General features: G+C 61.6%; 11 protein-coding genes. 2 read left to right on the top strand and 9 right to left on the bottom strand.

Features of this window, described 5'->3' with window-relative positions; translation table 11 throughout:
• Positions 1 to 66: 66 nt before the first annotated feature.
• The 8 genes from nhaA to B9A31_RS12705 form a co-directional block, all read right to left on the bottom strand.
• Positions 67 to 1,242, bottom strand: a complete 1,176-nt coding sequence (gene nhaA, locus B9A31_RS12740) for a Na+/H+ antiporter NhaA (protein ID WP_019096584.1) — start codon at positions 1,240 to 1,242, stop codon at positions 67 to 69.
• A 250-nt stretch (positions 1,243 to 1,492) separates the two neighbouring features.
• Positions 1,493 to 3,100, bottom strand: coding sequence for an NAD(P)/FAD-dependent oxidoreductase (locus B9A31_RS12735; RefSeq protein ID WP_019096585.1), 1,608 nt, complete (start codon positions 3,098 to 3,100; stop codon positions 1,493 to 1,495).
• 103 nt (positions 3,101 to 3,203) lie between these two features.
• Positions 3,204 to 3,878, bottom strand: coding sequence for a COG3650 family protein (locus B9A31_RS12730; RefSeq protein WP_084297042.1), 675 nt, complete (start codon positions 3,876 to 3,878; stop codon positions 3,204 to 3,206).
• A gap of 159 nt (positions 3,879 to 4,037) precedes the next feature.
• Positions 4,038 to 4,739, bottom strand: coding sequence for an ABC transporter ATP-binding protein (locus tag B9A31_RS12725; protein WP_003254879.1), 702 nt, complete (start codon positions 4,737 to 4,739; stop codon positions 4,038 to 4,040).
• Complete coding sequence (gene livG, locus B9A31_RS12720; protein ID WP_013973920.1) at positions 4,740 to 5,507, bottom strand: high-affinity branched-chain amino acid ABC transporter ATP-binding protein LivG; 768 nt, start codon at positions 5,505 to 5,507, stop codon at positions 4,740 to 4,742. It abuts the gene before it with no gap.
• Positions 5,504 to 6,760 (bottom strand): high-affinity branched-chain amino acid ABC transporter permease LivM, encoded by a 1,257-nt coding sequence (locus tag B9A31_RS12715; protein WP_016713795.1) that lies wholly within the window; start codon positions 6,758 to 6,760, stop codon positions 5,504 to 5,506. Before B9A31_RS12715 ends, livG begins: the two co-directional genes overlap by 4 nt.
• Positions 6,757 to 7,680 carry a high-affinity branched-chain amino acid ABC transporter permease LivH gene (gene livH, locus B9A31_RS12710; RefSeq protein ID WP_016713796.1) on the bottom strand — a complete coding sequence of 308 codons (924 nt, stop codon included), beginning with the start codon at positions 7,678 to 7,680 and terminating at the stop codon, positions 6,757 to 6,759. The genes B9A31_RS12715 and livH overlap by 4 nt, the downstream gene beginning before the upstream one ends.
• Before the next feature lie 185 nt (positions 7,681 to 7,865).
• Positions 7,866 to 8,981: a branched-chain amino acid ABC transporter substrate-binding protein gene (locus tag B9A31_RS12705; protein ID WP_025754556.1), complete on the bottom strand. Its 1,116-nt coding sequence runs from the start codon at positions 8,979 to 8,981 to the stop codon at positions 7,866 to 7,868.
• 359 nt (positions 8,982 to 9,340) lie between these two features.
• Here B9A31_RS12705 and B9A31_RS12695 point away from each other — a divergent pair, with 359 nt between their 5' ends.
• Positions 9,341 to 9,652 carry a DUF2288 domain-containing protein gene (locus tag B9A31_RS12695; RefSeq protein WP_016713799.1) on the top strand — a complete coding sequence of 104 codons (312 nt, stop codon included), beginning with the start codon at positions 9,341 to 9,343 and terminating at the stop codon, positions 9,650 to 9,652.
• Between the two features lie 169 nt (positions 9,653 to 9,821).
• The gene (locus tag B9A31_RS12690; RefSeq protein ID WP_019096587.1) at positions 9,822 to 10,709 is read left to right on the top strand and encodes an NAD(P)-dependent oxidoreductase; all 888 of its coding nucleotides are present in this window, start codon (positions 9,822 to 9,824) and stop codon (positions 10,707 to 10,709) included.
• Here the strand turns inward: B9A31_RS12690 and B9A31_RS12685 are convergent.
• Entirely contained in the window at positions 10,609 to 12,873 is a 2,265-nt protein-coding gene (locus B9A31_RS12685; RefSeq protein WP_025754554.1) for a putative bifunctional diguanylate cyclase/phosphodiesterase, read from the bottom strand. The genes B9A31_RS12690 and B9A31_RS12685 overlap by 101 nt on opposite strands.
• Positions 12,874 to 12,943: the final 70 nt, after the last annotated feature.

Below are 12,943 nucleotides of genomic sequence, written 5' to 3'. Positions count from 1 at the left end.
CCGTACGGTAAAACAAAACCCCGACATGGCACCTGCCAGTCGGGGTTTTTTCATGCGTCAGCCAACTCAGCCTGCGTGGGTTTTGCGGCTGGCCATGGCGGTGACGGCATAGCCGATCACTGCGGCGAAGAACGAGCCGGTAAGAATACCCATGCGGTCCATGCCGGCGTATTCGCTGCTACCCGGCACAAAGGCGAGCGAGCCAACGAACAGGCTCATGGTAAAGCCAATGCCGCAGAGTATCGCAACCCCCAGCAATTGCCCCCAGCCGGCCCCTGCAGGCAGCGCGGCCAGTCTTAGCTTGACGGCCACCCATGTCAGGCCGAAAACCCCCACGGTCTTGCCCAGCAGCAGGCCGACCGCGATGCCCATCGGCACGGGGTGAGTGAAGCTTTCTAGGGTCATGCCTGCCAGCGAGACACCGGCGTTGGCGAAGGCGAACAGCGGCAGGATGGCGTAGGCTACCCACGGGTGCAGGGCATGTTCGAGGGCCAGCAGCGGCGAAGTTTCGGCGTTACGTGTGCGCAATGGAATGCACAAGGCCAGGGCGACACCCGCCAGCGTGGCATGCACGCCACTTTTGAGCACACAGACCCACAGGATCAGGCCAACGACCATGTACGGCCCAAGTTTGACCACGCCAAGCCGGTTCATCGCCACCAGCACCACCAGGCAGGCCGCAGCCAGCAGCAGCGACACGCTCGACAGGGTGCCGGAATAGAACAGGGCGATGACGATGATTGCACCCAGGTCGTCGATGATCGCCAGGGTCATCAGGAACAGCTTCAGCGACACCGGCACGCGCTTGCCCAGCAAGGCCAGTACGCCGAGGGCAAAGGCGATGTCGGTAGCGGTGGGGATCGCCCATCCGGCAACGGCGGCAGGGTCTTCGCGGTTGATGAACCAGTAGATTAGCGCGGGTACCACCATGCCGCCGATAGCGGCCGTGGCAGGAAGCACGATCTGCGAAGGTTTGGACAGATGGCCGTTGACCACCTCGCGTTTGACCTCAAGGCCGATCAGCAGGAAGAACAGCGCCATCAGGCCATCGTTGATCCACAGCAGCAACGGCTTGGCGATGTTCAGCGCGCCGACCTGAACGGCGACGGGAACGTCGAGCAGGCCGCTGTACAGGTAGGATAGCGGTGAGTTGTTGATGATCAGTGCCAGTACGGCGGCGGCGATCAGCAGCAGGCCGCTGGCGGCTTCAAGCTGGAAGAAACGGGTGAACAGGCTACGCACGGGCTATAGGCTCTCCATGAGCAGTTTACGAATGGAACGGGCGTACACCCTAGCCTGTGGCTATATACTTTAAAACAAAAACAATATTCGTTTTTGTTATATGGTGCTGCTGACAGGCCTGGGGGAAGCCTAGATGGAAGTGAGGAAGGAGGGGGGAGGGGAAGCCTGATGTTGAGGGTGGATTATTCTGATGCCTGCCAGCGCCTTTTCGCGGGTAACCCGCGAAAGGGCGCTGGCAGGCAAACCAGCATCAGAGGCCGAGCATATCCCGCGCCACCGCCTCGGCAATGCGAATGCCATCGACACCCGCCGACAGAATCCCGCCCGCATACCCGGCCCCTTCACCCGCCGGGAACAGCCCCTTCAGGTTCAGGCTCTGGTAATCCTCACCCCGGGTAATCCGCAGTGGCGACGAAGTGCGCGTCTCGATCCCGGTCAATACGGCATCGTGCAGGTTGTAGCCTTTGATCTGCCGATCGAACGCCGGCAACGCTTCACGAATTGCTTCGATGGCAAAGTCCGGCAGGCTTGGCGCCAGGTCGCCCAGGGTCACGCCCGGCTTGTAGGACGGCTCGACACTGCCCAGCGCGGTCGAGGGCCGGCCAGCTACAAAGTCGCCTACCAATTGCGCAGGCGCCTGGTAGTTGCTGCCCCCCATCACATAGGCATGGGCTTCCAGGCGCTCTTGCAGCTCGATACCGGCCAGCGGGCCACCCGGATAATCTCGCTCCGGGTCGATGCCGACGACGATGCCGGAGTTGGCGTTGCGCTCGTTACGCGAGTACTGGCTCATGCCGTTGGTCACCACCCGGCCCGGTTCGCTGGTAGCCGCAACCACGGTGCCGCCCGGGCACATGCAGAAGCTGTACACCGAACGGCCGTTCTTGGCGTGGTACACCAGCTTGTAGTCGGCAGCGCCCAGTTTCGGGTGGCCGGCGTACTTGCCCAGGCGCGCCTTGTCGATCAGCGTTTGCGGGTGCTCGATACGGAAACCGACCGAGAATGGCTTGGCTTCCATGTACACGCCTTTGGCGTGCAGCATGCGGAAGGTGTCGCGGGCGCTGTGGCCCAACGCCAGGACCACATGGCGCGAATGCAGCTGCTCGCCGCTCTCCAGGACCACGCCGGTCAGCTGGCCGTCTTCGACCAACAGGTCGGTCACCTTCTGCTGGAAGCGTACTTCGGCACCCAGGGCGATCATGTCCTGACGCATCTGCTCGACCATGCCGGTGAGGCGGAAGGTACCGATGTGCGGTTTGTTGATGTACAGGATCTCGTCGGGCGCACCGGCCTTGACGAACTCCTCCAGCACTTTGCGGCCGTGGTGCTGCGGGTCCTTGATCTGGCTGTACAGCTTGCCGTCAGAGAAGGTGCCGGCGCCGCCTTCGCCGAACTGCACATTGGACTCGGGGTTGAGTACGCTTTTGCGCCACAGGCCCCAGGTATCCTTGGTGCGCTGGCGTACTTCCTTGCCACGTTCAAGGATGATCGGCTTGAAGCCCATCTGTGCCAGCAGCAGGCCGGCGAAGATGCCGCAGGGGCCGAAACCGACCACGATCGGGCGTTCCTGCAGGCCTGCCGGGGCCTGGCCGACGAACTTGTAGGTGATGTCCGGCGCTGGGCCGATGTTGCGATCGTCGGCGAACTTGCTGAGCAGTTCGGCTTCGTTGCTGGCTTCCAGGTCGATGGTGTAGATGAACAGCAGTTCGCTGTTCTTCTTGCGCGCATCGTAGCTGCGCTTGAACAGGTTGAAGCTGAGCAGTTGCTCGTCGCGGATGCCCAGGCGCTGGACGATGGCTTCACGCAGGGCTTCGTCGGGATGGTCCAGGGGCAGCTTCAGTTCGGTGATTCGTAGCATGGCAGGGTCCAGTATCCCGGCCATGGGCGGCCGGCGGCTTTACACAAACCGCCAAGTATAAGCTGTTAGCCGCCCCGAACGGCAGGATAAAAGCGCCCGGCGATCAGTTGTCGCGTGCGCCGCCGTAGTAACCGCAGCCCTGCAGGGTCTTGCCGTCGATGCGCAGCTCGGCACGCAGGTGGTGGATGGCACCGGTGGCGTTGTCTACACAGCGCTGCGGTGCGACCCACAGTTCCACATGCTGGTTGTTGGCTTCGCTGGTCAGGGTCAGGCCGCCGCCGGGTACTTCTTCTTCGAGGAAGGGCAGGGGTAGGGGCTCCTGGCCGACACGGTTGAGCACCATGCCCTTGCCACTGGCCTTGATGTCCCACTCCGGTTCGTGGCCATTGGCGCGCAGGGTCAGCTGCTTGAAGTTGGGGTCGTCACAAGCGCGGGTGGAAGGTTCCAGGCGGTACAGGCGGCGCACTTCCAGCTGACCATCATTGTTGGCCTGCTTGCTCCCGGTAAGGCGCCCACGCACGTCGGCGAACAGCTTGTCGTTGGCGTCCTTGGCGAGGTTGGCGGCCTCTTGCAGGATGCCCGTCGCACCGACGTCGTTGATCACGAAGGTGCGGTTTTCGCTGCATGGATTGAACAGCAACTGGCCACCGGCGGCACGCAGTTCGCCCTGCATGCGCGTGGTGCCGATGTTCGGGTCGGTTGGCGGGCTCGCCATCAGTTGGCAGCCGGCGAACAGGGGCAGCAGGGCGGTGAGCAGCAGGGTGGGGGTGAGGCGCATGGGGCGGGCTCCGGGGAATCTTTGCCGTGAAAGCTGGCCACGTTACTCAGGCTGGCGCGGGATCACAAGTTAATGGTTGCCCGTACCGGCCCTATCGCCGGCACAGGCATTACATTTCTGGCAGGCAAAAAAAAGGGCCAGTAGTTGGCCCTTTATCTATCAACCGCCGAGGTATGCGTCGCGCACCTTCGGGTCAGTCAACAAGGCTTCACCCGTGCCCTGCATCACCACCCGGCCGTTCTCCAGCACATACGCCCGGTCAGCAATCTTCAGCGCCTGGTTGGCGTTCTGCTCCACCAGGAACACCGTCACACCATCACGGCGCAGCTGTTCGATGATGTCGAAGATCTGCTGGATGATGATCGGTGCCAGGCCCAGCGAAGGCTCGTCGAGCAGCAGCAGCTTGGGCTTGCTCATCAGTGCCCGGCCAATGGCGAGCATCTGCTGCTCGCCACCGGACATGGTGCCGCCACGCTGGATGTAGCGTTCCTTCAGGCGCGGGAACAGCTGCAGCACCTTGTCCAGTTGCTCCTGGTAGTCGCCTTTGTCGGTGAAGAAACCACCCATCGCCAGGTTTTCCTCTACGGTCAGGCGGGCGAACACGCGGCGGCCTTCCGGCACGACGGCGATGCTCTTGCGCATGATGTGGGAGGACGGCTGGCCGACCAGTTCTTCACCCAGGTACTTGATGCTGCCACTGTGCGCCTGCGGCGAGCCGCACAGGGTCATCAGCAAGGTCGACTTGCCAGCGCCGTTGGCGCCGATCAGGGTAACGATCTCGCCCTGGTTGATCTCCACGTTGACGCTGTGCAGCGCCTGAATCTTGCCGTAGAAGGTGGAAACGTTTTCGAACTTCAGCATTTACGCTTCCCCCAGGTAGGCTTTGATCACATCAGGGTTGTCGCGGATCTCTTCCGGCGTGCCGTGGGCCAGGGGGGTGCCCTGGTTGATCACCACGATATGGTCGGAGATGCTCATCACCAGCTTCATGTCGTGCTCGATCAGCAGCACGGTGACGTTGTGCGACTCACGCAGGTAGGCGATCAGTGCCTTGAGGTCTTCGGTTTCTTTCGGGTTCAGGCCCGCAGCCGGTTCGTCGAGCATGATGATGCGCGGCTGGGTCATCATGCAGCGGGCGATTTCCAGGCGGCGCTGCTGGCCGTAGGCGAGGGTGCCGGCGGTACGGTTGGCGAACTCGGTCAGGTTGACCTTCTCCAGCCAGTACTGCGCGCGCTCCATGGCCTCTTTCTCGCTGCGGCGGAAGCTCGGGGTCTTGAACAGGCCGGCGAAGAAGTTGGTATTGAGGTGACGGTGCTGGGCGATCAGCAGGTTTTCCAGCGCGGTCATTTCCTTGAACAGGCGCACGTTCTGGAAGGTCCGCACCACGCCCTTGCGGGCAATCTGGTGGCCGGCCAGGCCCTGGATCGGCTGGCCATCGAGCAGGATCGTGCCACCGCTGGGCTTGTAGAAGCCGGTCAGGCAGTTGAACACGGTGGTCTTGCCGGCGCCGTTCGGGCCGATCAACGCCACCACCTGTTTTTCCTTGACGGTCAGGCCCACGCCGTTCACCGCCAACAAGCCGCCGAAGCGCATGCTCAGGCCGCTGACTTGCAGAATTTCGCGGCTCATCGACGCAGCTCCATGTGTGGACGTTGCATAGGCAGCAGGCCTTGCGGACGCCAGATCATCATCAACACCATCAGCGCACCGAACATCAGCATCCGGTATTCGCTGAACTCACGCATCAGCTCGGGCAGCAGGATCATCACGATGGCCGCGAGGATCACGCCCAGTTGTGAACCCATGCCGCCGAGCACGACGATGGCGAGGATGATCGCCGACTCGATGAAGGTGAACGACTCCGGCGTCACCAGGCCTTGGCGCGCAGCGAAGAAGCTGCCGGCGAAACCGGCGAAGCAGGCACCCAGGGTGAATGCCGAGAGCTTGATCACGGTCGGGTTCAGACCCAGCGCACGGCAGGCAATCTCGTCTTCACGCAGGGCTTCCCAGGCGCGGCCGATCGGCATGCGCAGCAGGCGGTTGATGACGAACAGCGCCAGCAGGGCCAGCAACAGCGCGACCAGGTACAGGAAGATCACCTTGTTGATCGAGTTGTATTCCAGCCCGAAGAACTCGTGGAAGGTCTGCATGCCCTCGGCGGCGCGGCGTTCGAAGGTGAGGCCGAAGAACTCCGGCTTGGGGATGTTGCTGATACCGTTGGGGCCGCCAGTCCAGTCGGTGAGGTTACGCAGGAACAGGCGGATGATCTCGCCGAAGCCGAGGGTCACGATCGCCAGGTAGTCCCCACGCAGGCGCAGCACCGGGAAGCCAAGCAGGAAGCCGAAGGTGGCGGCCATCAGGCCGGCGATCGGCAGGCACACCCAGAAGCTCCAGCCCAGGTAGTGCGAGAGCATGGCGTAGCTGTAGGCGCCGACGGCGTAGAAGCCCACGTAACCCAGGTCGAGCAGGCCCGCCAGGCCGACCACGATGTTCAGGCCCAGGCCCAGCAACACGTAGATCAGGATCAGCGTGGCAATGTCGACTGCACCGCGCGAGCCGAAGAACGGCCATACCAGTGCCGCGACGATCAGGCCAATGATCACGTAGCGCTGGGTCTTGGGCAGGGTCAGGTAGTTGCTGACGGCCGGCGGGATCAGCTTGCGATCCGAACGGCTGCCCATTACCGCACTCCACTGCTTGTCGAACAGCACGCGCAGGAACATCAGCACCGAACACACGGCGATGATGCTGATGGTGAACGACCCTTGGCTGTGCACGGCCAGGCTGATGCCGTCGATGCTCAGTTTCAGGCCCAGCACCGGGAAGGCCACGGCCCATACCAGCAAGGCGCTGAAGAACGCCTGTTTGAGATTTCTGTTCATACTTTTTCAACCTCCGGGCGGCCCAGGATGCCGGTCGGCCGGAATAGCAGGACAAGAACCAACAAGCCGAATGCCACCACGTCCTTGTACTGGTCGCCGAAGATGTCGGCGCCGAACGCTTCGGCCACACCCAGCACCAGCCCGCCGAGCATGGCGCCCGGGATGCTGCCGATGCCACCCAGTACCGCCGCGGTGAAGGCTTTCAGGCCCACCAGGAAACCGGCGTTGGGGTTGATCACCCCGTACTGCATGCTCAGCAGCACGGCCGCCACGGCGGCCAGGGCGGCACCGATGACGAAGGTGAGGGCGATGATGTTGTTGGTGTTGATGCCCAGCAGGTTGGCCATCTTGATGTCCTCGGCGCAGGCACGGCAGGCGCGGCCCAGGCGGGAACGGGAGATGAACAGGGTGAGGCAGGTCATGGCCACCAGGGTGACCACGAACACCAGGACCTGCATGTAGCTGATCAGTACTTCTTCAGCACCACCTGGCCCGAAGGAGAAGCTGCCGGGGATCAGGTTGGGGATGGACTTGTCCTTGGAGTCTTGCGACAGCAAGACGGTGTTCTGCAGGAAGATCGACATGCCGATGGCGGAAATCAGCGGGATCAGACGGTTGCTGTTGCGCAGGGGGCGGTAGGCAACGCGCTCGATACTGTAGCCATAGGCACTGGTGACGAAGATCGTCGCGACGAAGGCGACGGTCATCAGGATAGGCAGCGAATGGATACCCATCATGGCCAGGCCCGCCAGGGCGATGAAGGCCACATAGGAACCGATCATGTACACCTCGCCGTGGGCGAAGTTGATCATGCCAATGATGCCGTACACCATCGTGTAGCCGATGGCGATCAAGGCATAGGTGCTGCCGATGGTCAATCCATTAACCAGTTGTTGGAAGAAATGGTAGATCTCAGGCATTACAGCGCTCCTAAAAACCTGATTTGCATTTCGCTGGCGGGGGTAGGCCAGGAAACCGCGGGTGACGGTTTTAAGATTTTCAGGTGAGCCTGCCCCCGGATCGCGGGGATCGGGCCCATGAACCTCGTAAAACAAAGCCCACTGCTCGCACAGTGGGCTTCTTCGGTCAGCTATTAGTCACGCAGTTACTGAGGGGAGACTTCGGTCTTCGGCTTGCCGAAGTGCCATTCGTAGACCACGAATTTGAAGTCTTTCAGGTCGCCCTTGTCGTCGTACGACAGGGTGCCGGTCGGGGTCTTGAAGGAGCCGGCGTGGATGGCGGCTGCCACCTTGTCGGTGTCTTCGGACTTGGCGGCCTTGATGCCCTGGGCGATCAGCTCGACAGCCGAGTAGGCAGGGAACACGAACGGGCCGCTTGGGTCCTTGCCGTCAGCCTTGATGGCGTCGACGATCTTCTTGTTCTCCGGGTCGGCATCGAACGACTTCGGCAGGGTGACCAGCAGGCCTTCGGAGGCGTTCTGGGCGATTTGCGAGATCGAATCGTTACCCACGCCCTCTGGGCCCATGAACTTGGCTTTCAGGCCCTTTTCCTGCGCCTGGCGCAGGATCAGGCCCAGCTCTGGGTGGTAGCCGCCGTAGTAGACGAAGTCGACGTTGTTCTGCTTGAGCTTCTGGATGATCGAGGAGAAGTCCTTGTCGCCGGCGTTCAGGCCTTCGAATACGGCAACCTTGGTGCCTTTGCTCTCGAGGGTTTGCTTGACCGCGGTGGCGATACCTTCACCGTACTGCTGCTTGTCGTGCAGCACTGCAACCACTTTCGGCTTGACGTGGTCGGCGATGTAGTTGCCGGCAGCCGGGCCCTGGGCGCTGTCCAGGCCGATGGTGCGGAAGATCAGCTTGTAGCCACGGGCGGTGATTTCCGGCGAGGTGGCGGCCGGTGTGATCATGATCACGCCTTCGTCTTCGTAGATGTCGGACGCTGGCTGGGTGGAGCTGGAGCACAGGTGGCCGATGACGAACTTGACGCCGTCGTTGACCACTTTGTTGGCGACTGCCACGGCCTGTTTAGGGTCGCAGGCGTCGTCGTATTCCTTGGCTTCGAGCATCTTGCCATCGACGCCGCCCGCGGCGTTGATATCCTCGATGGCTTGCTTGGCGCCGATGAACTGCATGTCGCCGTACTGGGTCACAGGGCCGGTTTTAGGGCCAGCAATCCCGATCTTGATGGTATCGGCGGCAAACGAATGGCTGGCTACCCCGGCCAGTACCATTGCGGCGAACAGCTTGGAAATCTTGATCATAGTGCTCCACTCATTCTGTTGTAATTCTTATAGTCCTGGCGGCCAGGGCTACAGACCGGGCGGGATTTGCGGCGTGGCCATGCCAACGCGCAAGCCCACCTTCCCCCGGAACATGTCCCGGAACTGTACCGGTACAGTGTAGAGCGCTGTTCGAGCGCTTGAAAAGCGGTCGAAAAGTGCCTGTTTCCTGGGTTGTCGCTTGATCGACAGAAAGATACAGAAAGGCGCCATCAAACTGCCTGTATCTGTGACCCCACCCCACAACTTCGGGGTCAATCGACCAAATTACATATTTGAAACCGGGTTTTTCTGCAAAAATGCCGGCCTTTTTTATTGGCCGATTTTTGCGGATACCACCCATGACTGATCAAACAAGCACCCTCTATGCCAAATTGCTTGGCGAGACGGCAATCATCGAGTGGAAAGCGCTGGAGCGTTTCTGGGCCAAGGGTGACCTGATTTGGGTCGACCCCAGCCTGGACCTGATCACCGTTGCCGAGGCGATGGCCGAGAATCGCAGCGAGATCTTCGCCAAGTGGCGTAGTGATGGCACTGTTGGGCCGGTGTCGGCCGAACAAGCGCTGGACCTGCAAAGCCGCGATCCAGAGATCTGGGCGGTAGTGGTTTCGCCGTTCATCGTGATTCAGGTGAAGGGCCCCGAAGTGGCGTGATCGTTTTTGGTGCGCAAAAATGCGCAGCAGCCCCTTATTGGTGCTTGAAAGCATTCAAGGCGGGTAGAGGGAAGTAACAATTCGGCGTGGCGGTAACAGTTTACGGGATGCGTAATGTGTCTACCCCGCTGCCAACCTGTAAAACAATTCGAACAGTCGGGAGTCATTGATGAGCACTGCACTACCTTCGCTTGGATTTGCCGGCATCGGTCTGATGGGCCTGCCCATGTGCCGACGCCTGCTGGCGGCGGGGTATCCGCTGACCGTGTGGAACCGCAGCCCGGACAAGTGCGCTGCACTTGTCGCCGCCGGTGCGCGCTTGGCCCACAGCCCCGCCGAACTGAGCCAGGGCAGCGACATGGTGCTGCTGTGCCTGGCCGATACGGCTGTGGTGCGCGAGGTAGTGTTCGGCGAACACGGCATTGCCCAGGGCGGAAGCAGTGGCCAGTTGCTGATCGATTTCTCCAGCCTGGAGCCCACCGCCACCCGTGAAATGGCTGCCGAACTGGCCGCACTGTGTGGCATGGCCTGGCTGGATGCCCCGGTGTCCGGCGGCACGCCCGGTGCCGAAGCCGGTACCCTGGCGATCATGGTCGGTGGCGAGGCGGTTGACCTTGAGCGTGCCCGGCCGGTGCTGCAGGTACTTGGCCAGCGGGTGACGCATATGGGGGCGGTGGGCGCAGGCCAGGTGACCAAGGCCTGTAACCAGATGATCGTGGCATGCAACGCCTTGGTCATTGCCGAAGTCGTGGCGTTGGCCGAGCAGTCCGGGGTGGATGCGACGTTGATCGCCGAAGCGTTGGCCGGTGGCTTTGCCGACTCCAAGCCCCTGCAGATCCTGGCGCCGCAAATGGCCGAAAGCCGCTTCGAACCGATCAAGTGGCATGTGCGCACGCTACTCAAGGACCTTGATGGCGCGGTCAAATTCTCCCGCGAGCAGGGTTCGGCGACGCCGCTCAGTGGCCTCGCCGCGCAATTGATGCGCCTGCACGGTAGCCAGGGTTACCTGCAAAAAGATCCGGCGACCCTGGTAGAACTTTACCGTAACAAGGGTTGAGCACGCCGTCCTGATGCTGCAACCGCTCCAGCAGTGGTCGCAGCTCGGCCAGTGGTACCGGGCGACCCAGCAGGTAACCCTGCAGATAGTCGCAGCCGTGGGTTTTGAGGAACGCCTGTTGTTCCGTAGTCTCTACGCCCTCACTGACCACCTGCAAGTGCAGCGTGTGTGCCATGACGATGATCGCCTGGACGATTTCCCGATCCTTTTGGCTACCCGGTACATCCTGCAGGAACGTGCGGTCGATCTTCAGTACATCCAGCGGCAGGCGTTTGAGGTAGGCCAGAGACGAGTAACCGGTGCCGAAGTCGTCGATCGACAGCGCCACACCCAGGGCGCGAACGCGCTTGAGCAGGTTCACCGTGCGCTGGAGATCCCCCATGAGGGCGTTTTCGGTCACTTCCAGCTCAAGTTGCCGGGCGCAGAGCCCGGCGTGAAACAGTGCTTTCTCCACTTCGTTGGGTAGCTCGTCATGGCTGAGGGTCACCGCCGAGCAGTTGACCGTGACCTTGAAGTCGCCGTAGCCATAGCGCTGCAGGTGGGCCAGATCGTTGCAGGCGTGGCGCAGTACCCACAGGTCGAGGTCGATGATCAGGCCGTTGGCTTCGGCAATGCCGATAAAGCGTTCGGGGCCGAGCAGGCCATGTTGCGGGTGCTGCCAGCGCACCAAGGCTTCCAGCTTGGCCAGCTGCCCGCTGCGCATATCGAAGATGGGCTGGTAATGGACGCAGAGCCCGCGTTCTTCGAGCAGTGCCATGCGCAGTTCTTCTTCCAGTTGCAATGCCATCGTGGCCTGGGTCTTCAAGTTGTCGTTGAAGAAGTTCAGGCTGTTGCGCCCGTTGTCCTTTGACTGATACAGGGCCAGGTCGGCATGTTTGAGCAGCTCTTCGACGCTGGTGCCGTCGTCAGGGAAGATGCTGATGCCGATGCTGGTGGTCATGACCATGCGCCGTCCACCCAGGTCGATGGGCTCTTTCATTCGTTGCATGATGCGCTGGGCCAGATGTCGGGCTTCGTCGCGGTTATTCAGGCTGGTCACGATGCAGAACTCGTCGCCCCCGAAGCGCGCGACCAGGTCCTGGCTGCGGGTGGCGGCCTTGATGTGGTTGGCGATCACCTTGAGCAGCTCGTCACCGGCGTCATGGCCGAGGCTGTCGTTGATGCGCTTGAAATGGTCGATGTCGAGGAACATCACCGCCAGACGGCTTTCACTGGCCTGGTGTTCGGCCAGCCGCTCGGCGAACACCTGGTTGAAGCCACGGCGGTTGACCAGATTGGTGAGCGCGTCGTAATGCGCCGCTTGTTGCAGCGAGGCGCGGGCCTGGTCCAGCTGGCTGAGTAGCACGCTGACCCGGCGCAAGTCATGCTCTTTACTCTGCAACTTTTTGTCGGCCAATGCGGCACTGATACTGGCACCGCTGATGAGCAGTGTGATGAAGCCGATGCCCAGCCCAAGTTGCAGGCTGTTGTCGCCAGAAGGCAGGCGCAGGGCGGTATCGGCCGGGATGACCAGCGTCATGGCCGACATCGCGGTGAAATGGGTAGCGACGATACCGGCAGCCATCAGCAGGCTGGCGCCGTACTTCATGGCCTGATAAAGAGTGCCACTGCCATTACGGAAGTAGCGGGCCAGGCACAACGCGGCCAGGCTGGTGAGCAGGGCAATGGCGCCAGAGGCCAGCAGCAGGCCGGTCTGGTAATACTGCACGGCGCCGGTTTCCAAGGCGGCCATGCCGACAAAGTGCATGAGGATGATGCCCAGGCCAATCAACACTGCGCTTTGCACAAAATGATGCATGCGCATTTGTGTGCGTTCCAGGCTGTACATGGCCAGCCAGGCTACGCCCAGGGCGATGAGCAGCGAAAGAATGGTCAGGGAAACGTCGTAGTGCACTTCCACCGGTGCCTGGAAGGCCAGCATGCTGATGAAGTGCATGGCCCAGATGCCACCGGCCAGGCAGCAAGCGCCGAGCATGTTCCATTGGCGGTGGGCAGTGGGTTCGGGGCTGTGGGATTGTCGCTCGGCCATGTCGAGCGTGGCGAAGCAGGCTGCGCAGGCAACGAAGTAGGCGAGCAGAACCAGAAACGGTTCATGACGGCAATCAATGACGATACGCCCGGTTGCCGGCAAGTCGGCGAACAGTTGCAGCCCTAGCCACTCCATGGAATGCCTCTTGATCGAGTTTTCACTCGTCTGCGCTACAACCCTGTGCAGACTGTCCAGAGGCAGTATA

The organism is Pseudomonas sp. URIL14HWK12:I5 (assembly GCF_900176445.1).
Taxonomy (GTDB): domain Bacteria; phylum Pseudomonadota; class Gammaproteobacteria; order Pseudomonadales; family Pseudomonadaceae; genus Aquipseudomonas; species Aquipseudomonas monteilii.
The sequence above is the reverse complement of the archived record's forward strand: the minus strand, read 5'-3'. Positions and strand labels throughout refer to the sequence as shown.